Here is a 26,123-nt window from a genome sequence, read left to right as displayed (position 1 = left end):
TATCGTCAGGGCGCTTGACCCCAATTACATTTTACGGCTGGCAGGCACACACGACGCCATCTCGGCCATGAACAATAAAACGAAAAAATAGTTTATATATAAAAATATTTTATAGAACGCCTCACAGAAACACTACTTTCCTAAGTCTCCAGCGCGAGTTGCTGCAGATCCAACTCCGTTTCCAAGCGCCTCAGGACATGGTCGTGAATTTTCCCCGCGCGGTGCAGTTTCAAAATTTCGGAGCGACCGGCGACAATAGTCCCTTTAAGCGCTGCGTAATGCGCATCCCGATCATTCTTCAAGCCGCCTGGATCGCGGCTATACCGGGTGGCGGCGCCTTCACGGAACCTGTACTGCTCCAGTAGGCGGGGGTGCAGAACTTCGCCTGCCTCGTTGACGGCAAGTTTTTCGATGGCTTCGCGTTGAGCCGTCGCCATGCGCGCACGCGCTTCGTATTCCGTCAGCAGGAAGCCGTCAGCCTCCTCGCTCTCCTCGCCTACGCCGGTCCAGCGGATCAACGTCGACAGCGTGCCGCCCTGCACCACAACAGTCACAAGGATAAGAGTGAAGGTCGTCAGTAAAACGAAGTTACGTCCCGGCATATCTTCCGGCGTTGACAGCGCAACCGCCAGACTGACCACGCCACGCATCCCGGCCCACCCCAGTATCGCCGCTTCGCCCCATCGACCCTTGCGGTGCGGGATTCCGCGAAGAGCGGCCCGCGTCCAATCCACTGCGGTGGCGCCGTAGGCCCATATGAAACGCACGACAATGGTCGCAAGAACCACGCCCGCGACGCCGCCGACCAGACGCCCGGTGGTCGGAAAAATTTCGTGGTCAAGCGGAGCGATACTATGCAGCGACAAGCCGATCATCACGAAGATCAAAGCTTCCAGAAGGAACGTCAGAACTTCCCAGAACGCATCGGCGCTGCGTCGCGTCTTGGCAGGAAACACCTCGTGCTGGTGCCAGCCAAACAACAAGCCCATCGTCACCGTGGCCATGACGCCTGAAACGCCCAGACGTTCGCCGGTCACGTATCCCACCCATGGCAACAGCAGGGTCAGGCAGATGACGACGGTCGCGTTTCCGATCCGGCGGATAAGGAATACTGCGGCCCACCCGAGAGCAAGACCCAGCGCGACGCCGCCTACTGACAAGACGCCAAACATCGTGGTCGCGCGGGTTATCGAAAACGTGCCGGTCAGAAACGCCGCAATGGCCACGCGGTAAACCACGATGCTGCTGGCGTCGTTCAGCAGACTCTCACCCTCCAGCAACGTGGAGAGCCGTTCGGGGAGGCGCACCCGTTCAAGAACGCTTTTCGCCGCCACAGCATCAGGAGGCGCAAGTATCGCGCCAAGAGCGAAGCATACCGACCACGGCAACCCTGGCGCCAGCCACCGGGTGACGCACCCGACCGCCAGCGTCGAAAACAGCACAGCGCCAACCGCCAGATTGAGGATGCTGACGAGGTTGGCGCGGAACGACGCCCACACCGTGAAATAGGCGCTCGACATCAGGAGCGGCGGCAGAAAAATCACAAGCACCAGATCGGGATCAAGCGTAATCGACGGAGCGCCCGGGATCAGCGCCATGACCAGCCCACCCGCGATGAAGGCGGCCGAGGGAGGTAGCCTCAGGCGTCGGGCGACCAGCGCCAGAATGAGAATCGCCGAAATGATAACCAACAGAAACTCAAACCGCGCGACGTCCGACATGGCCTCTCCTCTAAAGTTCCGGGAAATGTAGCGAATGCGACGCCTCGACCGGATCGAAAGTATCGGGCGCGGCGAGAGTTTCGCCAAGTGTGAATACAAGACGACAGAGAGCGAAAAGCATGGACAGCGATAACAGGGTTGGAAAATGACGGCGACGGAGCAGTTTCGAACGGCCTCAATTCCAGAAAAGTGCCCGTTTGCACTGCGGAACTAAAAGACTGTCTACGCCAGGTATTTGCCAAGCGTGGCGCAAACGCATCAGGAGACGCCCCCGTCGGGGAGCGAGAGCCGCCGCAACACTACGCTCCAGCCTTCCATGTGCGGGCAAAAGTCCTGTCAAACCGCGCGCGCCTGCCCACGCCACGCCACGCCACGGCGCCGTAAATCGCCAACCCTACGAAGAGAGCGTATAGCGCCGCCGTCAGATAGAAACCGCGATAGGCGAACATCCCGGCATAGATCGTATCGACGACGATCCACAAAACCCAGTTCTCCCGATGCCGTCGCGCAGCCCAGAGCGTCGCAACCAGACTGAAGCTGGTCAATCCAGCGTCCATCCATGGCAACGCGGCGTCCGTGAAGCGCCGCATCGCCCACCCTAACGCCATCGCTCCTGCGACGCCGCAACCGAGCGCCATCCGTGCCTCTCCGGTCGGTAACGGCGCGACCCCCACGACTGTCTCCGCATCGGCTCGGACGCGCCAGCGCCGCCACCCATACAATTGCAAAACGACGTAGGCGCCCTGCAACAGCATGTCGGAATAGAGCTTCCACCCGTAGAACAACCACGCGTAGAGCAGCACGCCGACCAGCCCCACCGGCCAGCACCACCATATGCGCCGCGCAGTCAGCCAAACGCCCAGAAGACTGACGATCACTGCAATTTCTTCGACGGGCGACATCCCGTTCACGCGGCGCGCGCCTCGCGCTCGGCGATCCGACGCAACAGGCGGCGTCCTTCATTCCCATCGAACCAGTCGGCATGGCGCAGCAGATAGCCGTCATACGCCAGCGCGGCGTGCGCCATATTGCCCGTTGCGCCAGCAAAATACTCGACCTCGCTCAGGGCGAAGTCGGCGTGCGCGAGCGGCAGAAGGGCAGCCAGACCGTGCAGCGACGCGCCACGCGGCATTGTCGCGGAATATCCGTCCAGCAAGGCGTCGAGCTGATCCAGATCAGCCACAGGCTCCACGCCCCGCTCAAAATCAAGCCACGACACCAGAGCCCGCTCAATCGCCGTGGCGACGTCAAAGAGAGCGAAAGAACTGTTCGACAAACCGAAATCCATAATTGTCGAAACCTTCGCGTCGTCGCTCTCCGCGCTCCAGAGCAGATTCGAACCGTGCCAGTCTCCATGCGTCCACAAAGGCTGCGTCGCACGGACGGCAGCCACCGCGCGACGATGGAACGGCTGCAACAGACGCTCCGTGATCTCGCGGCGCCAGTCCCGCTCGCCCAGCCATCGCGCCAGCGCCGGTCGCGCGGCAAGGTCGTCCTCGATCCGGGCGATGGGGTCTTCGTCCCCGAACAACCTGAAATCCGCCCGCAGCATCCCGCCGCGTCGCGCATGATGGGCGAAACCTGAGGCGGCGCGGTGGAGCGCACCAAGACTCACCCCCGCAGCATGCGCATGGTCCGGTGAACGGTATGGGGTCCAGGAGGGCGCATCGCGGTAAACGTCGAGCCCGTTTCCGACCCTGTGAACCTCGTACGTCCACAGCATCTGTTGCAACGCACTGCGCCCATCGTGGTCGCGCAGGACCTCGATGATTGGCGCCCCCCGCGCCCGAAGATGGGCGATGAAGGCATGCTCATCTTCCATGTCGCCCGGGCTGCGCACGTCACGATGAACGCGTTTCACAATCACAGTTCCGCAATTCGTCCTGATCTGGGCGGCGGCGGAAAACGGCCGAGGACTTCTCCAGACGATCTCAAGCGGCCGCCCCGCGTCCGGATAAGACGCCAGGAGAGGCTCCACATCTTCCATTTCCAGAGCAGGCCAGTCTGGAGCGACATCCTCAAGCCCTAGACCGTGAGACCGATGAGGCTCCAGCTTTTCTTTCAAATCCCCAGTCCCTGCGTCGCTTCGGCAACCATCACAAACAACTCGATATCAGACGAAAAAGACCGCCGCAGTCCATTTTCCCGATATCGCGCCGGAGCCAACCCGGAGCCTTAAAGGCCCTGACAATGGGGCGAAGCATACCCCAGACGCGCATATAGCGCCGCGACGCTCGGCGTAGCGCATTTCCGCGAACAATCTTACATGAACGACCGTCAGTCGCTCCGGGAACGAGCCGTAACGACCCTCCCCTGCAACCCCGAATTCCTTGGGCGGCAAACGCCAGCGTCCCGAATTCACCGGGACGCGTTGAGCGCGTCGATCCTCGCCGCAAGGATAAAGTCATTTTCGTGAAGGCCGCCTATCGCATGAGTATGGAGCGAAAGCGTCACGTAGCCCCAACCGAAGGAGAAATCCGGGTGATGCCCCTCCGCTTCCGCAAGCGCGCCCACCTGATCGACGAACGCCAGCGCCGCGGCGAAATCCGGAAAGCGATACCGTCGTTCGATGATCTTCCCGCCTTCCGCGAAAGACCAACAATCCAGTTGCTCCAACAGACGTGACGCAGCATCCGGAGCCAGAGGGGCCGCGTCATTCGCGCACGGCGCACACCGTCGTTCGGCCAAAGCTTTCAACGTCCACGTGTTCCTGATCTGACGCTTGAGAACTGCGTCAACGTGAGGATGTAGCGCGCGGAAGCCCCATCCAGTGAGGGCGCCGCTCCTCGACCCAGACGAGCGCCCGGTCGGTCAGCCGGCGGAGGGCAGGCACGTCCTCAGCCAGAATAAAAATCCCCAGCGGCAGCATCCAGAGCCCGAACACCGGCAGCACCGCGAGGCAACCACCCAGAATCAGAAACACCCCCGCCGGAAGCCTCGCCCATCGCGACTCAGGACGTCGTAACCAGCGGACATATCCCCGGATCCTGTCTGGAAGGCGTTGCAGCAATAATTCGATGCGGCGTTCTCTGGCCTCGAATTCGCGAAGAAACTGTCCATGCGCGTGCTGGTTCATGACGACGCTCCTTCCTGTCGAAATCCGGACTGGTCAAATTCCCGGACCTCATCCGGCAACGCGTTTACTGACGAACGCCCGCAATCACGTCGCGGTTTCGTCAATGACCGGACCATGGCGCGTGGCATACCGGCTCACAGGCACGCAAGCACATGATCGACCGCAACCCGATGCGCTGAAACAGTCGCCTCCGGCGCAGTCCTGCCGCCGCTTCGGCTCAAGACACAGTCGTAATCCAGTCCTCGTATCGCTGCGAGCCGCCGGTAACACCAGTTCAGCAACGTATGAGGCATGACCTCGATAACGCGCGCTCCCGGTCGACAAAATACAAGGTTGGTCAGTCCCGCGCCGTGAGGAGCGACGATCACCGCCGCACGTGCGAAGCACGCCCTTTGCTCGGCGACGCTCATGCGTTCCAGCTGGACGGTGGCGAAACCACGATCGGCAAGCGCCTGCGCCAGCTCATCCTCGTTCTCCAAAGGACGGATCGCGCTTCCCCGCCGGTCGACGTAAATCCGGTCGCCGACTGCCACATCGCCGGATTCAGGACCGTCGCTTCCAGCGATGAACGCCGCCGCGCCCGGATGACAGTAGCCGCGGGCGTCGACCGCACCCCACGGCAGCAACAACCGTTCGATGGAAACGCAATTTGCGCCGCTCATAACCTGGCGCGATAGCCCCGACAGTCCAGCCGCCGCCAAGACGTCCTCTATCCATTCGCGTTGCCAGTCGAACCGCGTCTTTGGAACCAGTACGCCCGACAGAACTCGCGTGTCCTTTGCGTCGATTGCAAACAGCCGCGCGAGATTCATCAAGACAAAGTGAAAGTAATTATCCGAATTTCCGAGGAGCAGGCTTAGCCAGCGCCCTGCCAGTCGCTCCGTCGGGGCTCCAAGACTGATCGCGCCGTCGCGCCGAATTTCATACCCGTCCGCCTCGGGCGTCGTATGATCGAGTGTATCTTCGACCACCAGCGAGCGTCCGTCACCGATCACGCCACTCGCCGAGCGAACGACGACATCCTCCATATCCAGCTTCCATGCCTGAACAGGCGTCGGCGGCGCGCGCAACCAGTCGTCCGTCACTCTGAAAAGGGCGAGGCTTTGCTCCCCGAACCGCAACGGAGGGAAGCCCTGTGCAGAGCTATCGGGAATGGCCACAAAATCGCGCAATGGCGACAGCCGCTGTTGCATGAGTGCGGCGAAACGCACCGGCACAGCCGATGGCGATGCTGTGTGGCTCGAGTGAAGCGTCACGGTCTCGCTCATTTTCGAAAATTTCCTGTAGTGCGTCCATCGGTGAAGCCGCCCCGTCCGGCGACTTCACCCCAGGCTTCATGAGGGTCGATATTTCTGACCAGAACCGCAATCGCCATCCACGATGGCTCATTTTCCACGCACCTAGGCTTCCCCCTCTCGCAGGTCGCTCACAGGCGCGTCACAGAATTATCATCTCCGCACCCTGCCACATCGAAGCCTCAGCTCACTCCGTTCAGGCAGCCGTATCAACTGACGCCTGCTCGCCGACGCTTCGTCCGCGACGCGTCCGAACGCCTCTTCGGCCCGGTTCCAGCGGCGCCAATCGCCTGTTGACAACACGCCCATTGGGCGTGCTCTAGCGGATCGTCTGGTCGCCGCCCGAGCAGGGCGGCGCGGCCGAACGAAAACCAACGCCGGAGTCAATCCATGAGCGCCATCGTCGATATCATCGCCCGGGAAATTCTCGATAGCCGAGGCAATCCCACAGTAGAAGTCGAAGTCGAGCTGGCCTCCGGCGCCACCGGTCGCGCCGCAGTTCCCTCCGGCGCCTCGACAGGCGCGCATGAAGCCGTCGAGCTGCGTGACGGGGACAAGTCGCGTTACGGCGGCAAGGGCGTGCTCAAGGCCTGCGAGAACGTCGAGACCGAGATTTTCCCGACCCTGCAGGGCGCTGAGTCGCAGGACCAGATCGACATCGACAACGCGATGATCGATCTCGACGGCACACCGAACAAAGGTCGCCTCGGCGCCAATGCCATTCTCGGCGTCTCTCTCGCCGTCGCCCGCGCTTCCGCGAATGAGCTGGAGCTGCCGCTCTATCGTTATATCGGCGGCCCGTTCGCCCACACGCTGCCGGTTCCGATGATGAACATCATCAATGGCGGCCAGCACGCCGACAATCCGATCGACATCCAGGAATTCATGATCCAGCCGGTCGGCGCGCCGACTGTTGCTGACGCGATCCGCTGGGGTTCGGAGATTTTCGCGCAGCTCAAGAAGGCGCTCTCGGCTGCTGGTCACGGCACCAATGTCGGCGACGAGGGCGGGTTCGCACCCAACCTGCGTTCGGCTGATGAGGCATTAGCCTACATTACGCGCGCCGTCGAAGCCGCTGGATATCGCCCCGGCGAAGACGTCACCTTCGCACTCGACTGCGCCGCGACCGAGTATTTCAAAGACGGCAAATACGTCATGGAAGGCGAAGGCAAGACCCTCGACGCCGGCGGCGCGGTCGCCTACCTCGAGTCCTTGGCCAGCCGCTACCCCATCGTCTCTATCGAAGACGGCCTGGCCGAAGACGACTGGGAAGGCTGGGCGCTGCTCACCGCCGCCCTTGGCGAGAAAGTGCAGCTGGTCGGCGACGATCTGTTCGTGACGAACCCTGACCGCCTGCGTCGTGGCATCGAAGCCGGTCTCGGCAACGCGCTGCTGGTGAAGGTGAACCAGATCGGCACTCTGACGGAGACGCTGGCCGCCGTCGAGATGGCCCATCGCGCGGGCTACACCAGTGTCATGAGCCATCGTTCGGGCGAAACCGAAGACGCCACGATCGCCGATCTCGCGGTCGCCACCAATTGCGGCCAGATCAAGACGGGCTCGCTCTCCCGTTCCGACCGCACGGCGAAGTACAACCAGCTCATCCGCATTGAGCAGGAACTGGCGACGGCAGCGTCCTATGCTGGCCGCACGATTCTGAAGAGCTGAGGGGTTTAAGAGCCCCTCGCGCCTTGAGACTGGACTGAAACGCCCGGCCTCAAGGCGCCTCAGGCTGAAAGCGGCGCGTCTTCCTGTGCCGCAGAAAGCCCCAGATCTGTTGCGAATTGGTCACTAAGAAAACAAAAACGCCTGATAAGCTGATCACACGGTTCTTCATGATCGACTTCGTCCCCGCGTAAACGCTTGATTGAAGCACTACGGCGTCTCGTAATCAGCCGACGTCAGCAAATACGCTGTTAAGAGTATTGGCGCAGCTGGTGCGGTGCGCCACAGTCAGGATTCAGACACGGGCGATTTCGCCGGGAAGGAAGTGACGCGTATGCAGGCTGGCAGGTTTATCAGACGCACGCTGAATGCAGTCGTGCCCCCTGCCCTGTTCCTAGCGCTCGCCGGTTATTTCGGCTGGCAGGCGACGCAGGGCGCTCATGGCCTTCACTCCTATCATGACCAGCTGCGCCTGCTGGATGACGCCAGACAGTCCCAGAAAGACGCCACGCAGGAGCAGGCCGCATGGCGGCGACGCGTTGCAGGTTTGAGCGAAGGCGCCCTGAACGCCGACACGCTGGACGAGCGTTCGCGCGCCATGCTCAATCTGGCGCATCCCAACGACATCGTCGTTCCTTACGATCGGCATGACCAGTTGTTCTAAGCTATTTCGATCGCTGGTTCTCGATCCTCTGCCGCTTATTCCTTGATTGCCATTGCTGGCGTTCGATTCAGGGCGCGCTTGATCTCGACGCTTGACCGCTGGGTCCAGATCCCGGGCGTTCGATCGCCGACGTTCGATCTTGGTCGCACCCTCTAACCGACGCCCGCTCCGCCAACGGCCAGTTACCGGGCCGTATCGCGAAAGACAGACAGGCCCCCGTTCCCCAAAACCACGCGCCCGGGAACGCAGCAGCGTCGCGCCGGGTTCAGGCGCCAGATACAGACCAATCCGCCTCAGACGGGTCGGCCACTTCCTCCGCACGCACAAACGGGGGCCTTCGTTCCCTTATCCGCTTTACCGCAATCGAACGCGTGCTCAGGGACGATTCTTCTGCGCGCGGATCGCGCCCGCCGAGGAACGATAGAAAAAAATGACGGCATAAAAAAAGCCGCCTCTCCAAGGGAGAGACGGCTTCCGAAAGGTGGTAAAACCAGCCTTATTTGATCTTCGCTTCGCGAAACACAACGTGCTTGCGCGCAACGGGGTCATACTTCTTCAGTTCGAGCTTGCCCGTCTGCGCGCGCGCGTTCTTGCGGGTCACATAGAAATACCCGGTGTCGGCCGTGGAGACGAGCCGGATCTGAATAACGTTGGTCTTCGCCATGGGTCTAATCCTCAGGGGGTCGAGTGTTCGCCGCAGGTCTGGATTTGCACCCCTGATCGCGGCTGTGGTTCAAAGTCGGCGCAAATTGCTCATCTGGGGCCAGAAGGTCAAGCTTTCTATGCGTCCTGCGCCCCTTTGGAACGTGAAAAAAGGCCGCAAACGTCATGATCGAGCTCTCAGAAGCGCGTGCGCGCGTCCTGTCATCCCTTCCTTTGCTCGGTCTCGAGACCGTTTCAATAGCTGACGCTGCTGGCCGAGTCACGGCGACGCCCGTGATCGGACGTATGTCGAATCCGCCCGCCGACGTTTCCGCGATGGATGGTTACGCCGTTAGGGCCGCCGACGCCCGGGTCGGCGCCGTTCTTCGAATTGTCGCCGAGGCGCCTGCCGGGCACCCGACGTCCAGGCAGGTCGGTCCGGGCGAATGCGTTCGCCTGTTCACCGGCAGCGTGATCCCCTCCGGCGCAGACGCGGTGCTGATACAGGAGAACGTGTCCCGGAAGGAGAACTCCATAACGGTCAATGCGGAGCCCTGCTCCGGCGCTTTCATAAGACCGGAAGGACAGGATTTCGCCGAAGGACAGGTCGTGGTTCCTGCTGGACGCAGGATGACGGCACGAGATGTCGGTGTGGCGGCGGCGGCCAACGTGCCGTGGGTGACCGTCCGGCGCAGGCCTCGCGTGGCCATCGTCAGCACCGGCGATGAAATTGCGCTGCCGGGGGAAGCCGTGCCACCGGGCGGCATCATCGGTTCGGTGGCGCCGATGCTCGCGGCCCTGTTGCGGGAAGCGGGCGCCGAGCCAGTCATGATTCCGCCCGCTCGGGACACCGTCGAGGACATCCGACGCGCGACTCAAGGACTGGAGTGTCATGATCTCATCCTGACCGTAGGCGGCGCCAGCGTCGGCGCCTATGATCTGGTGAAGGATGCGCTGGGGCAATCAGGCCTGGATGTCGATTTCTGGAAAATCGCCATGCGCCCCGGCAAACCGCTGATGTTCGGGCGCCTGCGCGGGACGCCTGTCATCGGCCTCCCGGGCAATCCCGTTGCGGCTTTTGTTTGCAGCGTCGTGTTCGCCCTGCCCGCCTTGCGTTCCATGTCGGGTCAGAGCGTGATCGAAGAACCGCGAGAGAAAGCGCGGCTTGCGATCGATCTCAACGCCAACGACGGCCGTTTCGACCATCTCCGCGCCACACTCTCGCGCGATGAAGAGGGTGTTTTGTGGGCTACGCCGTTTGCTAAACAGGATTCGGGGATGCTTGCGCCTCTGGCGGCGTGCGACGCTCTTGTGCTGCGCCCCGTTCACGCCCCTGCCGCAAACCGGGGCGAAGCCTGCGACATCATCCGGTTTGGAAGAATGCCGGACTGATCCTGCGTGATGTGACGTCAGGTTATTGACCGGAAACAGGAACTTATGTAGAACAAAGACTGGACATTCGCGAACATATTCCGCGAGAGGAGATGAGTTGATGTTGACCCGTAAGCAGCACGAATTGCTGCTCTTCATCGATTCGCACCTCAAGCAGACGGGTTTCTCGCCGTCTTTTGACGAGATGAAAGAGGCGCTCGGCCTCAAATCCAAGTCTGGCGTGCACCGTCTGATCTCCGCGTTGGAAGAGCGCGGGTTTTTGCAGCGTCGGCACAACCGCGCCCGCGCGCTGGAAATCCTTCGTCTGCCCGCAGGAGGCGAATCCGAGCAGCTTGGAGCCGCCCCTTCTCCGCAGGCTCTCAACGTTATCAAAGGTGATTTTTCCCACCGTCTTGCAGGCGTGCGGACAGCGGACGAAGCCGGATCGCTCAATCTGCCGCTCTATGGTCGGATTGCGGCAGGTTTGCCCATCGAAGCCCTGCGCGACAATGGAACACACGTCGCCGTACCGCTCGCTCTGCTGGGTCAGGGAGAGCATTACGCGCTCGAAGTAGCAGGCGATTCGATGATCGAAGCCGGGATTCTCGACGGAGACACCGTGATCATCCGAAAAGCGGACACGGCCGAGACCGGGCAGATCGTCGTCGCTTTGATCGATGAGGCCGAAGTGACGTTGAAGCGCTTGCGCAAACGCGGCGCCGCAATCGCGCTGGAAGCAGCGAATCCTGCCTACGAGACGCGGATCGTCCCCGCCGAGCGCCTACGCATTCAGGGACGTCTTGTTGGGTTGCTCCGTAGCTACAACTAACGCGCCTCTGACTAACGCAAGCTCTATAGAGCGGTCAGACTGGCCGCGCTGCAGGGCTAAAGACCAGCCCGCCAGATATAGTTCGGGTTGAAGAGCGCCTGGGTCCCATCAGACGCTGGCGCGATCTTGTATAGACCACACCACCCGAACGTGCGCCGCGATCTTACCGATATTGGCGATGACGGACGCTTGTGTCGGCAGCAGAATCTTGCGTGACCGTTACGAAAATGTCAGCCTTCCGATAGCATCCGCCACGTGTCTTTCTCGCGGCTCAGTGGTTGCATCGGGAAGTCTATACAACATGCCGAATTACGCCGTCACATATCGCCTGTCGCAGCCAAAATCCATCAATGAGTCTGGATCCTCATCGCTCGCATGGACCGCTCCAGGCGTCCATCGACCGCCCCCAACGACGCCCGGCAACAAGCCAACATATACTCGCGCCCCTTCGACCCACCCGAGGACGACGCTGAATATTCTCACAGCGCCAAAGACGCCGTCCCATCCAGCTAACGCTTCAAAAAGCGAGGCCTTTCGCCGATGAGCACAACCTCACAGGAAGCGACAACGACGTTCATCGAATCAGAAACGATATTTCCCGTGCCTGCGGACAAACGGCATGGCGACGCACGCAGCCTGTGCCTGATGTGGGTCGGCGCCAACCAGAACATCCTCGCGATCATGACAGGCATGATCTACTGCAAGGTTCTGCATCTCTCCCTTCTTTGGGCGGCTGTCGCAATTCTGGCGGGCAATGGCGTCGGCGGCGTGTTCATGGCTCTGCACGCGGCTCAGGGGCCTCATCTCGGGGTTCCGCAGATGCAACAGACTCGCGGTCAGTTCGGCGCGTGGGGCGCATTGCTGATCGTTGCTGTGGTTATTCTCATGTATGTCGGCTTCACCGCGACCATACTGGCGATCGGCCGAGACCAGACCAATCTGGCTTTGGGCCTGTCAGACCAGCAGTGGCCCGTCATCCTCTCGGCGTTAATAATCTTCATTCTCTGTGCCGTAGGACATGGGCTGATCGAGCGTTTCACCATCGGATACACCTATGTAGCGGCGACCAGCTTCATTTTGCTTGCCGCGTATTACGCCTTTGGGCTGCATGCCACGCCGGTTGAGCCGCTTTTCGCCATACCTACGCTTCGCGATTTCGTCGCAGCCCTTTCGATCGGCGTGCTGTGGCAGATCGCCTACGCACCCTACGTGTCAGATTACTCTCGCTACTTACCCGCCCATACTGGCGAAAGAACTGCATTCTGGTCGTGCCTGACCGGCAGCACTCTGGGAACTGCGGCACCAACGCTGATTGGCGCCTATATCGGGAGCACCGCAGCGTCCGCGTCCTTCTACGCCGAGTTGAACGGCATATCATCCGCCGTATCACTTGCGTTGCTGATCGTCATCGTTATCTCAACACTTATATGTTGTACAATGCAGATTTACTGCGCAGCCTTGTCGATGATGACGTTCGTGCACACATTTCGGCCGAATTGGCGCCCGACCCACCGCAGCCGGGCCGTATGCTCAGCCATTCTGCTTGCCGCATCAGTCGCGACGACGATCTCGCTCCGCGGTGACATTCTCGATATCATCAATGATTTTATAGAACTTCTTCTGGCCGTTCTTTCCCCGTGGACCGCCATAAATCTGGTCGACTATTATCTCGTCCGCCACGGCGACTACGACATTCCGTCTCTTTTCAAGGAGGATGGCGGCATATATGGGCTGGTGAACGGTCCCGCAGTCGTTTGCTACGGTCTTGGAATATTTGCGCAAATACCTTTTGTCTCGAACGCGCTTTACACCGGCGCCGCCGCTCGGTCGCTTGGCGGCGTCGACATATCCTGGATCGCGGGAATCGTCGTTCCGGGCGCCATTTACTGGGTTCTATCGACGCTCGGCGGCGCCCGGCGCACGCGCCGCAACGTGTGACCTCAGCCGCACTGCGGAAGTCACAAAATCTAGAGTCCCCCGCGAATAAAAGAAGGACGCATGATCGCGAAATCATGCGCCCTTCTTACGAAGCAATTTTCAAAGCCTGATCCGGTTGAGCTGCGACGCCCTATGTGGATCGCAGTTCGACCGCCCGTGCGTTTCTTATTGGAAGGGCAGGTAACGCATCGAGAAGAAGATCATGTTGTCGTCGGTGTGCGGCGTGCCACCCACACCACGGAAGGCCGCGACGTTCGTGTAGGAGTACTGGGCGCCAAGCTGCACCGTGCCATAATCACCCTTCAGGTAACGCCACCAGAACCCGACCGTACCCTGCGCAACACGCTTGATGCTCGCCTGACAGAGGCCCGAAGCTGCGCCTTCGGTATCGCAACCGGTTACGTTGTAGTTCGGATTTCCGTAGCCATAGGATTTGCCGCCTGCATTGAACGAGCTGCGGTTCAGGATCTGCTCCATGCCGCCATAGGCATACAGATCGATCGACTTCGTCGGATGGCCGATCAGTCCGACCAGAACCTGCGCTTCCGGAAGCGGAGCAGGTGCCCCCCTGGAGTTCAGAGTATAATCGGGCAGATTCGAAGTTCCGTAACGACCAATCCCAACCCCGGCAAGACCGGACGCCTGGAAGTCGAACTTGTTCTTGATGATCGGAATGACCATTCCGCCGCCGCCGCCGCCAGCAAATTTCGTGTGGCTATCGCCTCTGCCTAGATAGCTCACGCGATCATGCAGGAAGCGGCCAAGACCGAACGCTTCGAAATGGCCGAATTTTGGATCCGCGGTTCCCTTGATGACAAAGTCGGGCGCGACGTCCGTCGAATAGGTGGTGTCGGAGTTGTAAACTTGGCCACCGCTGTTGTTGTCGGTGACACTTAAAGCACCTTTTGGAATATAAGTGCCGCCGCTGCCTGCGTTAATGACCGCTTGCGGATTCGAGATTTCTACACCGATATGATATTTTCCGTGATCAAAACCCTTAACCGCTCGAACGCCGGTATTACGCAACCAGGTGAAGCCCGGCACGTATTGCGCGTCGATGACCAGCGGAATCTGTTCGTCGCGTAGGCCCATACCATGCTTGAACATTGTCGCGAGAGACCACATCTGGCCGCCGCTGATGTAGAAATCGTCAGCAGTATCCTCAATTGCGCCGTAGAACAGACGTGAACGAAGCACGTAGCTGTTACTCTGGCGCGAGTTGGAGGACGAGCCGGCCCCCTGGAAATCAAGCTCGGTATAAGCCGAGACACGGACGTCTTTGGAAACGTTGGCCGCCACCAGCGCCGCGAAACGGCTCTGACGCTCTGTCTGGTGATACTCATTGATATGCGCGTTGGGCGAGTTGCCCCACGGGATGGCGCCGAAATTGGAGCTGATGTCCGCGGTCTCGTTTCTTGTGCGGAAAATGCCTGCAGATTCCAGGAATCCGCCGAGTGTGATCGTCACGGGACCGATATTAAACTGGCCCTTGTGGAATATGGGAGCCTTCGCAATTCCATGGCCCGAAGGAACGCCGGACACCCGGCCATAAGCTGTGCTGTAAGGCGTTTCCGCTGTCATATAGGGCGGCGGAGTGTCCAGACCCGGCGCGCCATTGCTATTGATATATGCGCGACGCATGGCATACGGATTGCCTTCTGCGGCCATACGGGCCTGCTTCGCGTTCTCTCGAGCCTCCGCAACTTCGTGATCACGGTGAACCTGCTGCACCTTCATTTCCTTCAGTTGTACCTGAAGAAGACGAATTTGCTTTTCCATGACGTCGATCTGTGACGCCGCCTGAGCATGCGCATCGCGACCAAAACCAAACTGCGTCAGTACGAGCGCGCTGCTCAACAGCAAAACGCTTTTGCGTTTTGCAAAAAATAACGGCTCCGGCATCGGGGATTCCTGTTAGTGGCAAGACCGATGCGGTTCTTAGGAGCCGGGGCGAGACCAAGTCTAAATAAGGTTCCATGACAGTAATATGACAACTATATGACAAAGTTTGTTAAAATCTTTTGTTTTCAAAAGGATCGTAATCACTGACCGCCGTCACACTCCAGATTGTGCACACACGCTCCTCCAACCCATGTGGCGCGAATGCAACGGTCGTCCCCGAGGATGGTCAAAGCGAACAACAGGTCTTCAAGACTTTCGCAGCGCGAAGCGCGATATTGCAACAACGGTGTGGCGTTCGGATCAAGCACGCACAGGTCCGCCTCCATCCCCGGCGCGATGACGCCAATACGATCATCCAGTTCGAGGGATCGTGCTGCGCCGGCAGTCGCCAGCCATAACGCTTGCGCGACGTGCAGACGCCGTCCCGTCATCTGCGCGACCTTGTAAGCCTCCCCCATCGTTCGCAGTTGGGAAAGAGACGTTCCAGCACCTACGTCAGATCCCAGACCGACCCTGACAGGTCTTTTTGAATCCAGAGCATCAAAAAGACGAAAAGCGCCGCTGCCAAGAAAGAGATTCGACGACGGGCAATGAGAGAGCGCCGCTCCGGTTTCGTGGCAGCGGCACAACTCGGCCTCCTCCACATGAATGGCGTGACCGAACACGCTTCGCGGCCGCACCAGCCCCGCGTGATCATAAACATCGAGATAAGAACGCCGATCCGGAAAAAGGCGCCTGACCGCGTCCACCTCGGTCAGGTTCTCCGCAAGATGGGTCTGCATGAAGATGCTTGCGTCGCGACGAAGCAGATCTCCCGCCGCCTCAAGCTGCTCCGGCGTGCTGGTGATGGCGAAGCGCGGGGTCACGGCGTAAAGTTGCCGCCCATTGCCATGCCAACGATCGATCAGCGCCGAGGATTCGTCGTATCCCCGCTGCACGGTGTCGCGCAGCGCATCCGGCGCGTTTCGATCCATCAACACCTTTCCAGCGATCATGCGCGCCCCGAGCTGCTCCGCTTCTGCAAAGAACGCTTCGACCGACTGCGGGTGGGATGTGCAATAGACGGCCGCCGTCGTCGTGCCGCATCGCATCAGTTCCGCCAGAAAGTGTTTCGCCGTGTCGCGGGCCACCGCCTCGTCAGCGAAAGCGGCCTCGGCGGGAAATACGTAAGTCTCCAGCCACTGCAGCAACTGCTCGCCCCACGCCGCGATGACCGGCAACTGAGGATAGTGAACGTGGGTGTCGATAAAGCCCGCCGAAATAAGGCAGTCCTTATAATGAACAGGCGTCACACCCTCAGGCAGCGCGGCCTTCACCACGTCATACGCGCCAAAAGTCGAAATCCGTCCATCCTTCATGACGATCAACGCGTCGTCTTCGACCAGCAGACTATCTGACGGCGGGACTTCGAACGGATTGGCCCGAAACGTAATGGCGCGCCCTCGTATGGCGGCGCAGGATGCGGGTGACATCACGATCAGGGCTCTCTTTCAATCATTGCGTTATGCGTCGCAGGGCTACGCTTTGGCGCCTCGCCATCAGACCGCTCCTCCTGCCAGAAGGAGCAGCCTGCCGCCGTGCGGCTCATGTCGTCTTTGCGAGTGTCGCCGCTCGTTGCGATGTCGGCAATGTGCACGCCGGGCAACCATGCAGAAAGCCGCGTGGTCGTGCGCGCGGAGCCTTGCCTTAATGCGATCTGCGCACGGCCCTTTCCTGGAGGACGGCGCTCACGCGAAGGCGAACGCATGAAGAAGTTATGGCGGAGGTTGAACCGGCCCTACGTGACCGCGAAAAGCGGGACGAGCGATACGGGGACAGAGGTCGACCGTGCGAAGCTCCGTCAAAGGCGGCCGCGCCCCACGATCACGTCGCAAGAAGCCGCCCGGCGCTTTCGTGCGCACGCCCTTGAGGAGAAGGGGCATGACGACGTCCTGCGGATTGGCCTGAAGGATTCGTTCTGGTCGGACGTCTATCACCACGCGCTGACCGCCAGTTGGCCACAGTTCCTCTTCAGCAGCCTGTGCGGATATCTCGCCGCCAATCTGATTTTTGCTGCGCTCTACGAACTCGCAGTCTCTCAAATCTCGTCGCCCCACCCGCTCAGTCTGCTCGATCTGTTCTTCTTCAGTGTGCAGACGCTTTCCACGGTCGGCTACGGCGTCATGGCGCCGGTTGGCCCTGTGGCGAACGCCATCGTTTCCGTAGAGGTGCTGGTGGGCATGATGGTGAACGCCCTGGCGACGGGGCTGGTGTTCGCCCGTTTCGCGCGCCCGCGCGCAAGACTCATGTTTGGCAGGAACGCCGTTATCTCGGATGAGAACAAGGTGTCGGCGCTCTGCGTCCGAGTGGCCAATCAACGTCGCAGCATGATTCTCTCAGTGGACGCTGAAATCGCGCTATCGCTACTCAGGCAAACTGCGGACGGGCATCTGGTGCGGGAGTTCCATCCCCTGCAACTGGTGCAGGCGCATGTTCCCGTGCTGCGTTTCGCCTTCGTCATCGCGCACGTGATCGACGCCGACAGCCCGTTGACCCGACACAGCCTTGCGGCGCTGGCGGAGGACGAAGCCGAAATCATTGTCACTGTAACCGGCACGGACGAAGCGACTGGCCAGTCCGTTTTCGCCCGCACAGCCTACAGAGTCGATCAGATCCTCATCAATCATCGTTTCGTCGACATGGTCCGCAGCAATCCGACAGGACGCATCGCCGTGGATTTCTCTCGTTTTCACGACACCGAAGCGCACGCCCCCGCCCCCGAATGAGCGCGCGGTTCTTCCTTGATGGCGGAGCCAGCGGCCCGTCGAGGGGATAAGAATTTCTCGAAAGATTAAGGAACAGCGACTGCCCGCAGCAGACCATTGTCTGCTTTTCCGTTCAGCCAGCGTGCCGGCTGAACGGGAGGCGACTGCGTAAGACCGGCGCGCCTCACGTCAACGTGAAGCTGTGCCTTTCCAGCCTCCAAGTACGCAGATATGCGTCCAGTGTTCGGGCGACACCGGAACGACCGAAAGGCGTGACTGCCTGATCAACGCCAGATCGGCCAGAGCCTCGTCCGCCTTCATTTCTGCAAGAGTCACCGCCCGCGGCATCGGCCCAACAGTCTTCACATCGACGCAGACCCATGGTCCAGCCTCTGCGGAAGGATCTGGATACGCCTCCCGAGCAATTTCCACGACGCCGACGATCTCCCGCCCTTCATTCGAGTGGTAGAAGAAGGCCAGATCACCCTTCTTCATCGCGGCGAGGTTTTTCTTGGCCTGATGATTGCGCACCCCGGTCCACGGCTCGACATCGTTGGCCACCTGCTCGTCCCAGGAAAACGCGTCGGGCTCCGACTTCACCAGCCAGTACTGACGCGCCAACGCGTCGGGCTCCCTGCTCATTCCGCGAGAGCTCCGTCGCGAAACACCGCGCGCGTGGGACGAATGACGACGCTTTCGAACAGGTCGACCTTTGCATACGGATCACTCGCCGCGAATCCTTCTGCGGCGGCGCGGTCCTCCACATCGACGATCAGCAGGCTGCCGCAAGCCCGTCCGTCATGATTGAACAGCGGACCGGCGAATTGAATGCGATCGACATAGGTCTGCAGGTAAGCAAGATGGCTTTCGCGAGTGGCTGACCGAGTTTCGAACGCTCCGGGTTTGTCAGTGCAGACAATGGTGAACAGCATGGCGGGCTCCGGTCGTGTGCAAGAGGAGAGCCACCCATGAGTCGGGTGGCCCGTGTCAACGTCGTCATGATAGTGTAGGAACGTGCGCCCCGCCATTTGCGGTGGGGCCTTTTCCGCGCTCTGGCGCGATCCCATGTAGACGCGACGACGTAACCGGACGCCGTCTCTTCGATCAGGACACAGACAGATCTTGAACGCTTCCCCGACATTCATGGATCGCGCCGGCGCCCTTTTTCATCGCTACGCCAATCCCGGACGCTTTCTGAAGCTGGGCGCAACGCTGCAACCGTGGCTCACATGGCCCGCGATTTTGCTGACGCTGTGCGGTCTCGGCTGGGGCCTGTTCTTCTCGCCCGCCGACTGGCAGCAGGGCGATTCGGTACGTATCATGTATGTGCATGTGCCGTGCGCGTGGCTGGCGTCTTCGGGATACGCCGCGCTTGCAGTTTGCGCGGTGCTTTCCCTGGTATGGCGGCATCCTCTGGCCGATCTGGCCGCGGTGGAGATTGGTCCGGTCGGGGCATGCGTAACCGCTACATGCCTCGCCACAGGTTCGCTCTGGGGCAAACCCATGTGGGGCACATGGTGGGTTTGGGACGCGCGCCTGACTTCCGTGCTGGTGTTGTTCTTCCTCTATCTCGGCCATATCGCGCTGATCCGCGCTTTCGACGATCCGCAACGGGGTTATCGCGCTGCGGCGATTCTGGCGCTTGCCGGTGCGGTGGATCTGCCGATCATCAAATTCAGCGTACAATGGTGGAACACCCTGCATCAGCCCGACAGCATCACCCTGACCGGCGCCCCTACGATGTCGCACGCCATGCTCTGGCCCCTGCTCGTCTCGACGCTTGGGTTCACGTTCGGATTCGCCGCAATCGTCGTCGCCCGCCTGCGCGCTGGTGTAATGGAGCATCGCATCCGTAGTCTGCTCACCAGTCCGCGCCGCGGAACGTCGGTTAACGCCACTCTCGCTGAATCTGGCGCGCAGGAGTTGGCCGTATGACGCATCTTCCATACATTCTGGCTGCTTATGGGCTGGCCAGCGGGCTGGCGCTTTATCTGTCGATCGGCGCTGCGCTGCGCCTGCGTCGCGACCGTGCGCGCCTTGCCACGCTTGAAGCCGCACGCGGGCGACAGCCCGTGGACGGTCAGACAGGGACAGGTCGCGCCGGAGTCAGCGCATGAAACGCAAGACACGCCGACTCTGGCTGGTCATCGCCTGCGTTGCTGGGCTTGGAGCCGCCGCCGGACTAACGCTCTCGGCGTTCTCCTCTAACATCGTGTTCTTCATGACGCCGTCGCAGGTCGCCGCGAAGGTGCCCCCGGCCGACCGCACCATTCGCCTCGGCGGGATGGTTGTCGCCGGATCGGTGCACCGGGAACGGCATGGCGAAACGCCGGTGAACAGCTTTGAGGTGACCGACGGGCAGGCCGCCGTGACGGTGCAGTTCGAAGGCATCCTCCCCGACCTGTTCCGGGAAGGGCAGAGCGTCGTGGCCGTCGGGTCGATGACGCCTAGCGGCGGTTTCGCCGCCTCGGAGGTTCTCGCCAAGCATGACGAAACCTATATGCCCAAGGAAGTGGCTGAAGAGTTGCAGAAGTCCGGCAAATGGGACCCCAAATTCGGCCCGCCGCCAAATGCTGCAAGCTGGAACGCCATGACAGCCAAAGACGCGAAGACGTCTTCTCGCGGCAGTTGATCGTGGCGACTTTCTTCTGCGGCCTTATGCCGCGCGCTCCCCGAAGCGCGCCGATTCAAGATAATAGGAACGTTGCGTGAGCCCCGAACTCGGCCATTTCGCCCTTGCGCTCGCCTGCGCTTTCGCCTTCGCACAGACCATCCTGCCGCTGATAGGCGCCCAGCGCCGAGATCGAAGGCTGATGACGATGGCTCCCGGCCTAGCGCTCGGGCAGGTCATTGCGCTAGGCGCTTCGTTCCTCTGCCTTATCGACGCCGCGATCAGCGACGATTTCTCCGTCGCTAACATTCTGGAAAACAGCGCCGTCACCAAGCCGCTGCTCTATAAAATCACCGGGGTTTGGGGAAACCATGAAGGCTCGATCCTTCTGTGGGCGCTGATTCTCGGACTGTGCGGCGCGGCGGTCGCGGCTTTCGGGCGCAATCTTCCAGCCGCCCTGCGCGCGCGGGTGCTCGCCGTCCTTGGCGGCGTCGCGGCGGGGTTCGAGCTCTTCTGCCTCACCACATCCGATCCGTTCGACCGCGTGTGGCCCGCCCCTCTTGACGGGCAGGGCATGAATCCTCTGCTTCAGGATCCCGGCCTCGCGTTCCATCCGCCCATTCTCTACACGGGCTATGTGGGCTTTGCGGTGCCCTTCGCTTTCGCCATCGCAGCGCTGATAGAAGGGCGCGTCGACGCCGCCTGGGGGCGTTGGGTCCGACCATGGGCAGTCGCAGCCTGGGCGTTCCTGACCTGCGGCATCGCCCTGGGGTCGTGGTGGTCCTATTACGTGCTTGGCTGGGGCGGCTACTGGTTCTGGGATCCGGTGGAAAACGCGTCCCTCATCCCGTGGCTGTCAGGCACGGCGCTGATGCATTCGGCGATCGTTGTGGAAAAGCGCGAGGCGCTGAAAATCTGGACCGTCCTGCTGGCCATCGCGACGTTCTCGTTCTCGCTTTCCGGGACGTTCCTCGTGCGTTCCGGAATCCTGAATTCGGTTCACGCCTTCGCCAACGATCCTGCACGCGGCATCTTTATCCTCGGGTTGCTTGGGCTGGTCATTGGCGGATCGCTGGCGCTGTTCGCGTGGCGCGCGCCGTCCCTGACGGCAGGCGGCCTGTTCTCGCCGGTGTCGCGAGAGGGACTTCTTGTGCTGAACAATATCCTGCTGTGTTCGATATGCGCCGTGGTGCTGACGGGCACGATGTATCCGCCGTTCATGTCCCTGCTGTTCGGCAAAACGATTTCGGTCGGCAAGCCGTTTTTCGACGCAGCGACCATTCCCCTCGCCATTCCGCTTTTTGCGTTCATGGGTTTCGGGCCGATGCTCCCGTGGAAGCGCGCGCAGATGTGGCCGGTCCTGCGCCGCTTGTGGATCGCAGCGCTCGCGACGCTGCTGGCCTTTGCAGTCGCTACGTGGAGCCTGTCGGGCGTGCTGCCAATCTTGTGCGCGACAGGCGCAGTGTGGGTCATCGCCACCAGCGCGACCGATATCGCCAACCGCGTCGCCCTGTTCCGCATTCCGCTGGGACAGAGCTTCAACCGCGCCCGCTTTCTGCCGCGCGCCGCTTTTGGCGCTGCGCTGGCCCATGCGGGCGTTGGCGTCAGCGCACTGGGCCTCGCCGCCATGTCTCAGGCGCAGCACAAGATCGTCGAGGTGCCTGTCGGCCAGACCGAAAGTCTGGCCGGATATGACTGGACCCTGGCCGGCGTGAAGACCGAGCCCGGCCCGAACTACACGGCGCTGGTCGGTACGATCGAAGTCCGTCGCAACGGACATCTGGTGACCGTCATGCATCCGTCCAAGCGCAGCTTCAACGCGCAGAACCAGACCACGACCGAGGTGTCTATCCACACCAACGGCTTCTCGGACCTGTATGGCGTGATCGGCGACAAACATGGCGACGACGCTCATCCAACCTATGTGTTGCGTCTGCATTACAACCCGCTGGCGCCATGGATGTGGCTTGGCGCATTGATCATGGCGTTCGGCGGCGCGCTCTCTCTTTCGGATCGGCGCATGCGCGTCGGGGCGCCGCGACGCGCGCCCGCGCCCAATGCGGTAGCCGCGGAATGAGCGCCGAAGGTCCTTCCCTCGCCCGACGCCGGGTCATGATGGCTCTGCCTCTGGCGGGCGCTGGCGTCGTGGGCGCGGCATTCTGGGGCATGCTGTCGGGCATGCAGAAGGGTTCGTTCAACCCCCATGACATCAACGCGCCGTCGACGGGGCGTCCTGTCCCGGACTTCGCAGTAACGGATCAGACGCCGGGCGTCGGTTTCTCGAGCCACGACCTTCAGGCGATCACGACTCCGGTCCTGATCAACTTCTTCGCCTCATGGTGCATCCCGTGCATCGCGGAGATGCCACAACTGCTGAAGTTACGTGATCGGCTTCCGATCTGGGGCATCGCTTACAAGGACAAGCCAGACAACGCCGCCGGTTTCCTGCGCCACGCCGGAAACCCTTATGCGCGGATCGGCAGTGATTTCGAAGGCCGCGTGGCCATCGACTGGGGCGTGTCCGGCGTGCCGGAAAGTTTCCTGATCGCTCCGGGCGGGAAGATCGTCTGGCATGGCGCGGCTGGCCTGAACAATGATGAGGTGCAGAACGCCCTCGACGCAGCGCTTGGGCAGACGAAGCGATGAGGCGCCTCGTGTTCCAGAGAGGCCGACATGCATCCGTCGCTCTGGCTGCGATGCTGTTCCTCGCGCCGGTTTTGGCGTCGGCGGTGGACGATCCGTCGGAAATGCTCCCGGATCCAAAACAGGAAGCGCAGGCGGAGGCCATCGGATCGCAGCTTCGCTGCCTCGTCTGTCAGAATGAGTCGATCGAAGACAGCAGCGCCGGTCTTGCCCGCGATCTGCGGAAGGTCGTGCGTGAGCATGTCGCGAAGGGCGAAAGTCAGCAGCAGGTCATCGCCTGGATGGTTTCGCGCTATGGCGATTTCATCCGCCTCAGCCCGCCTGTCACCGTGGCTACGCTTCTTCTCTGGGGGATGCCCGCGCTGGCGTTGCTCGCCGGAATTATCGGCGCCGTCGTGATTTTTCGTAAAAAGCCGCAGGCCGCGCCGTTGACGGACGAAGAACGCGCGCGTCTCGAAGAATTGTCCCGTGAGCGTTGAGATGACTCCTAAATTCGATGAATCGGCATTGACTGCCGCCAGCAATACAAATGGCGGAAACGCGGCATGATCTGGATCGGCATTGGCTGCCTGAGTCTTTTTGCCCTGCTTCCGGCGGCGACCGCTTTCTGGCTCCGGGGACGTGCTCAGGATGAACGCAGCGCGGCTTTGGCCCTGCATGAAGCCCAGTTGACCGAGCTTGAGCGCGACCTGTCGATCGGGATGATCGCTCCGGCTGAGCACACGATTGCGAAACTCGAAATCCAGCGGCGCATCCTTGCGGCCGATCGCGCCCGGTCGGACATTTCGGAAAAGTCTGCGCGGGCGCGCGCTATCGTGGCCCTTGCGCTGATTCCATTCATCGCAATCGGCTTGTATCTGACGGGTGGACATCCAACGATGCCGGGCCAGCCGTTGAAGCCCCGTCTCGCAGAGATCAAGGCGCGCGACGCCAAAGGCAACGCTGCGATCGATCAACTGCGCGTGGCTTTGACCAAGATGTCTCCGACTGACCCCACGCTTCGTCAGGGCTACCTCCTGCTCGGACAAGCCGAAGCTGCGCGTGGACGCAGCGCCGCCGCCGCAGAAGCATGGCGCCATGCGCTCGATCTCGGGTTTGCGCCTGAACTGGCTGCGGAAGTCGCCGAAGAGCAGACCATGGCGGACGGTCACATCAGCGCCGACAGTCTTGCTCTTTACCGCCGTGCGCTGGACGCCGCCCCAAAGGACGCGCCCTGGCGTGAGTCCATCGAACAACGTATCGCCCAGGGCGAGCACGATCAGGAACAACCGTGAACGTTCCTTTGCCAATGCGCGAGCCGGAGATGAGCGGTCTGCAGCTCTGTCCGGTGTGTCGAGGAAAGATGCGGCGCACGGCGGAAGTTTGCCCACATTGCGGTGCCCAGAAGCATTTCGGTGCGACGCCGAAGGAGGCTCTGATCGGAACCGGCGCAGGTTTGGGCGTCGGGGGGGGTCTTGTGATTGCTGTGCGCGGGGATCTCCTGATTGGCGGCGTGGCGCTCGCCGTCGGAGCGCTTCTTGGTTTCGTTCTTGCGCAGAACCGGTATGGGGATCGATGGCTCCCAAAGAAAAAAAGCGACTGAACACGCTTTTTCAATCAGATAGAACCTGTTGATCGAGCAACGGCGTTCGCCGAAATTTGGGCAGAAAATATCAACTGCGAATCAATTTCTGCGGGCGCAGCCCATTATCGAATATCGCGCCACGAACGCGTAGGCAGAAGAAAAAACTCTCGGCTGGATCAATTGCAATTTTTAGTAGCCGCCATTTTTTGGAAGTTTTCAACCAAAACTGCCTGCTTGAACAGTGGCCAAGCCGGGAACATCACGATCCACGTGACTCAAAATCCCTGCCTGCCCGTCAGAAGCGTAGATCCTGTAAGCGCAGCGCTCGACGCCTCCAGAAAATTCACGCTTTGACGCGACCGGTCTTGCTCCGGGGATTCCTCCGTCTCGACGACGCAGCGCGCGTCTCGGTCAATCCGAAGCGCTCCATCAACTCTTCTCTGTATACTCTTTGCCTTTCACCAACACCCTCAACGTTCGCCGCCATTCGACCGACCAGATGATGAATGCGTGTAATTTCATCTAACTGTTTATCGCAGGCCATTTTTCCTGTGACCGATTTTTCGTGGCGCCTGTGGGCGTTAAGCGGCTCGGCGACATACGCGACCTGTACGCCCGGCGCGTTCAAAAGTTCGATATAAAGGCGCCAGTCTCCTGCCGCTTCGAATGTTTCGAGTTCCCGGCATCGCGACAAGGCGTCATGCAACGCGTCACGTCGAAAGAGCACGGACGATGCATTAAGGATAAGATTGCGTTCGCTAAGATACTCAGTAACGAATGTCGCGCCCATATGCACGCCATCGCGATCAAGAACATCGCCAGCGACCGAAGCGCAGTACGGCTTGTAGGATTCGAAAATCTGCCCCCCGTCAGAGTCGATTGCACGGCTGTCGGAAAATGCCATCACAGCTTCTGGCGCCGCGTCGAGCGCTGCGCACAAGCGTCTCAGGAAATCCGGCTCAGCCAGATCGTCCGCTTCAGCGATCCATACCCAGTCTCCGCGCGCTTCCGCTGCGGCACGGCGCCACTGCGCGAACACCGAACCCGATCCACTTCTGTTGGCGACGACACGAATATTTCTGCCCCACTCCTCCGCAGTCGCTTGCGCCACGGTGACGCTGTCGTCGGTCGAGGCGTCGTCAAGAACAATGATTTCCAAGACAGGATAATGCTGAGCGAAAATCGTCGCCAGACGACCAGCCAGATAGCGGGCGTAATTATACGAAAGCACGACAACCGAAATCCGGCGACGCGTTGGAGCGACGAGATGAAGCAGGCGTTCTACATAACGATCAAAGGGGAAGAATTTTTCTACCTTTTTGCACATCCTGCTGCGCGCGCGCAGGCCATCCGCCAGAGCAGAGTTGGCCAGCCTGGTGGCGTGCCGCGCCATCCGCACGACGTCGCCCATCGGCGCCGTGGCGACGATATCCGGCATCCCCAGGCGCGTCGCCACCT

General features: G+C 60.9%; 27 protein-coding genes. 14 read left to right on the top strand and 13 right to left on the bottom strand.

Annotation, left to right across the window (positions count from 1 at the left end):
• Nucleotides 1–140: 140 nt before the first annotated feature.
• From J2D73_RS05685 to J2D73_RS21005, 7 genes are all read right to left on the bottom strand, one after another.
• Nucleotides 141–1,721 carry a Na+/H+ antiporter gene (locus J2D73_RS05685; RefSeq protein WP_207880201.1) on the bottom strand — a complete coding sequence of 527 codons (1,581 nt, stop codon included), beginning with the start codon at nucleotides 1,719–1,721 and terminating at the stop codon, nucleotides 141–143.
• Between the two features lie 299 nt (nucleotides 1,722–2,020).
• Nucleotides 2,021–2,623, bottom strand: coding sequence for a nicotinamide riboside transporter PnuC (gene pnuC, locus J2D73_RS05680; RefSeq protein ID WP_243429703.1), 603 nt, complete (start codon nucleotides 2,621–2,623; stop codon nucleotides 2,021–2,023).
• 5 nt (nucleotides 2,624–2,628) lie between these two features.
• Nucleotides 2,629–3,786, bottom strand: a complete 1,158-nt coding sequence (locus tag J2D73_RS05675) for a phosphotransferase enzyme family protein (RefSeq protein ID WP_207880197.1) — start codon at nucleotides 3,784–3,786, stop codon at nucleotides 2,629–2,631.
• 293 nt (nucleotides 3,787–4,079) lie between these two features.
• Nucleotides 4,080–4,418, bottom strand: a complete 339-nt coding sequence (locus J2D73_RS05670; RefSeq protein WP_207880196.1) for a 4a-hydroxytetrahydrobiopterin dehydratase — start codon at nucleotides 4,416–4,418, stop codon at nucleotides 4,080–4,082.
• Nucleotides 4,419–4,455: 37 nt separating this feature from the next.
• Complete coding sequence (locus tag J2D73_RS05665; protein WP_207880194.1) at nucleotides 4,456–4,797, bottom strand: hypothetical protein; 342 nt, start codon at nucleotides 4,795–4,797, stop codon at nucleotides 4,456–4,458.
• Between the two features lie 134 nt (nucleotides 4,798–4,931).
• Nucleotides 4,932–6,065 carry a glycosyltransferase family 61 protein gene (locus J2D73_RS05660; protein ID WP_207880192.1) on the bottom strand — a complete coding sequence of 378 codons (1,134 nt, stop codon included), beginning with the start codon at nucleotides 6,063–6,065 and terminating at the stop codon, nucleotides 4,932–4,934.
• Nucleotides 6,062–6,193: a hypothetical protein gene (locus tag J2D73_RS21005; protein WP_279380895.1), complete on the bottom strand. Its 132-nt coding sequence runs from the start codon at nucleotides 6,191–6,193 to the stop codon at nucleotides 6,062–6,064. The genes J2D73_RS05660 and J2D73_RS21005 overlap by 4 nt, the downstream gene beginning before the upstream one ends.
• Before the next feature lie 289 nt (nucleotides 6,194–6,482).
• Between J2D73_RS21005 and eno the strand changes: the two genes are divergently transcribed.
• Complete coding sequence (gene eno / locus J2D73_RS05655; protein WP_207880191.1) at nucleotides 6,483–7,760, top strand: phosphopyruvate hydratase; 1,278 nt, start codon at nucleotides 6,483–6,485, stop codon at nucleotides 7,758–7,760.
• Between the two features lie 331 nt (nucleotides 7,761–8,091).
• Nucleotides 8,092–8,421 carry an FtsB family cell division protein gene (locus J2D73_RS05650; protein WP_026399227.1) on the top strand — a complete coding sequence of 110 codons (330 nt, stop codon included), beginning with the start codon at nucleotides 8,092–8,094 and terminating at the stop codon, nucleotides 8,419–8,421.
• A 496-nt stretch (nucleotides 8,422–8,917) separates the two neighbouring features.
• Here the strand turns inward: J2D73_RS05650 and rpmG are convergent, their stop codons facing one another.
• Nucleotides 8,918–9,085 carry a 50S ribosomal protein L33 gene (gene rpmG / locus J2D73_RS05645; RefSeq protein ID WP_026399226.1) on the bottom strand — a complete coding sequence of 56 codons (168 nt, stop codon included), beginning with the start codon at nucleotides 9,083–9,085 and terminating at the stop codon, nucleotides 8,918–8,920.
• A gap of 164 nt (nucleotides 9,086–9,249) precedes the next feature.
• Here rpmG and J2D73_RS05640 point away from each other — a divergent pair, with 164 nt between their 5' ends.
• From J2D73_RS05640 to J2D73_RS05630, 3 genes are all read left to right on the top strand, one after another.
• A complete protein-coding gene (locus tag J2D73_RS05640) occupies nucleotides 9,250–10,455 on the top strand; it encodes a molybdopterin molybdotransferase MoeA (protein ID WP_207880189.1) in 1,206 nt (401 codons plus the stop codon).
• Between the two features lie 100 nt (nucleotides 10,456–10,555).
• Complete coding sequence (gene lexA, locus J2D73_RS05635) at nucleotides 10,556–11,263, top strand: transcriptional repressor LexA (protein WP_086643763.1); 708 nt, start codon at nucleotides 10,556–10,558, stop codon at nucleotides 11,261–11,263.
• Nucleotides 11,264–11,803: 540 nt separating this feature from the next.
• Nucleotides 11,804–13,201 (top strand): purine-cytosine permease family protein, encoded by a 1,398-nt coding sequence (locus tag J2D73_RS05630; protein WP_207880187.1) that lies wholly within the window; start codon nucleotides 11,804–11,806, stop codon nucleotides 13,199–13,201.
• Nucleotides 13,202–13,366: 165 nt separating this feature from the next.
• Here J2D73_RS05630 and J2D73_RS05625 read toward each other — a convergent pair whose 3' ends face one another.
• Nucleotides 13,367–14,980, bottom strand: a complete 1,614-nt coding sequence (locus J2D73_RS05625) for a hypothetical protein (RefSeq protein ID WP_243429684.1) — start codon at nucleotides 14,978–14,980, stop codon at nucleotides 13,367–13,369.
• Nucleotides 14,981–15,243: 263 nt separating this feature from the next.
• Nucleotides 15,244–16,575 carry a guanine deaminase gene (gene guaD / locus J2D73_RS05620; RefSeq protein ID WP_207880413.1) on the bottom strand — a complete coding sequence of 444 codons (1,332 nt, stop codon included), beginning with the start codon at nucleotides 16,573–16,575 and terminating at the stop codon, nucleotides 15,244–15,246.
• A gap of 105 nt (nucleotides 16,576–16,680) precedes the next feature.
• Here guaD and J2D73_RS05615 point away from each other — a divergent pair, with 105 nt between their 5' ends.
• Nucleotides 16,681–17,868 carry an ion channel gene (locus tag J2D73_RS05615; RefSeq protein ID WP_341535029.1) on the top strand — a complete coding sequence of 396 codons (1,188 nt, stop codon included), beginning with the start codon at nucleotides 16,681–16,683 and terminating at the stop codon, nucleotides 17,866–17,868.
• 168 nt (nucleotides 17,869–18,036) lie between these two features.
• On the opposite strand, the gene J2D73_RS05610 is transcribed toward J2D73_RS05615, so the two are convergent.
• Complete coding sequence (locus J2D73_RS05610; protein WP_207880183.1) at nucleotides 18,037–18,489, bottom strand: EVE domain-containing protein; 453 nt, start codon at nucleotides 18,487–18,489, stop codon at nucleotides 18,037–18,039.
• A complete protein-coding gene (locus J2D73_RS05605; protein WP_026399218.1) occupies nucleotides 18,486–18,779 on the bottom strand; it encodes a YciI family protein in 294 nt (97 codons plus the stop codon). Before J2D73_RS05605 ends, J2D73_RS05610 begins: the two co-directional genes overlap by 4 nt.
• Before the next feature lie 190 nt (nucleotides 18,780–18,969).
• Between J2D73_RS05605 and J2D73_RS05600 the strand changes: the two genes are divergently transcribed.
• From J2D73_RS05600 to J2D73_RS05565, 8 genes are all read left to right on the top strand, one after another.
• The gene (locus J2D73_RS05600; RefSeq protein ID WP_207880181.1) at nucleotides 18,970–19,782 is read left to right on the top strand and encodes a heme ABC transporter permease; all 813 of its coding nucleotides are present in this window, start codon (nucleotides 18,970–18,972) and stop codon (nucleotides 19,780–19,782) included.
• Nucleotides 19,779–19,964 (top strand): hypothetical protein, encoded by a 186-nt coding sequence (locus J2D73_RS05595; protein ID WP_207880179.1) that lies wholly within the window; start codon nucleotides 19,779–19,781, stop codon nucleotides 19,962–19,964. The genes J2D73_RS05600 and J2D73_RS05595 overlap by 4 nt, the downstream gene beginning before the upstream one ends.
• Entirely contained in the window at nucleotides 19,961–20,479 is a 519-nt protein-coding gene (ccmE, locus tag J2D73_RS05590; protein WP_207880177.1) for a cytochrome c maturation protein CcmE, read from the top strand. The genes J2D73_RS05595 and ccmE overlap by 4 nt, the downstream gene beginning before the upstream one ends.
• A 76-nt stretch (nucleotides 20,480–20,555) precedes the next feature.
• Nucleotides 20,556–22,535 (top strand): heme lyase CcmF/NrfE family subunit, encoded by a 1,980-nt coding sequence (locus tag J2D73_RS05585; RefSeq protein WP_207880175.1) that lies wholly within the window; start codon nucleotides 20,556–20,558, stop codon nucleotides 22,533–22,535.
• Nucleotides 22,532–23,104: a redoxin domain-containing protein gene (locus tag J2D73_RS05580; protein WP_207880173.1), complete on the top strand. Its 573-nt coding sequence runs from the start codon at nucleotides 22,532–22,534 to the stop codon at nucleotides 23,102–23,104. The genes J2D73_RS05585 and J2D73_RS05580 overlap by 4 nt, the downstream gene beginning before the upstream one ends.
• Nucleotides 23,105–23,154: 50 nt before the next feature.
• The gene (locus tag J2D73_RS05575) at nucleotides 23,155–23,580 is read left to right on the top strand and encodes a cytochrome c-type biogenesis protein (RefSeq protein WP_243429701.1); all 426 of its coding nucleotides are present in this window, start codon (nucleotides 23,155–23,157) and stop codon (nucleotides 23,578–23,580) included.
• A gap of 66 nt (nucleotides 23,581–23,646) precedes the next feature.
• Entirely contained in the window at nucleotides 23,647–24,375 is a 729-nt protein-coding gene (gene ccmI / locus J2D73_RS05570) for a c-type cytochrome biogenesis protein CcmI (protein ID WP_207880169.1), read from the top strand.
• Entirely contained in the window at nucleotides 24,372–24,683 is a 312-nt protein-coding gene (locus tag J2D73_RS05565) for a hypothetical protein (RefSeq protein ID WP_207880167.1), read from the top strand. Before ccmI ends, J2D73_RS05565 begins: the two co-directional genes overlap by 4 nt.
• 325 nt (nucleotides 24,684–25,008) lie before the next feature.
• Here the strand turns inward: J2D73_RS05565 and J2D73_RS20705 are convergent, their stop codons facing one another.
• Nucleotides 25,009–26,121, bottom strand: coding sequence for a glycosyltransferase (locus tag J2D73_RS20705; protein ID WP_341535028.1), 1,113 nt, complete (start codon nucleotides 26,119–26,121; stop codon nucleotides 25,009–25,011).
• Nucleotides 26,122–26,123 lie beyond the last annotated feature (2 nt).

The organism is Acetobacter sacchari, from assembly GCF_017377715.1.
Taxonomy (GTDB): domain Bacteria; phylum Pseudomonadota; class Alphaproteobacteria; order Acetobacterales; family Acetobacteraceae; genus Acetobacter; species Acetobacter sacchari.
The sequence above is the reverse complement of the archived record's forward strand: the minus strand, read 5'-3'. Positions and strand labels throughout refer to the sequence as shown.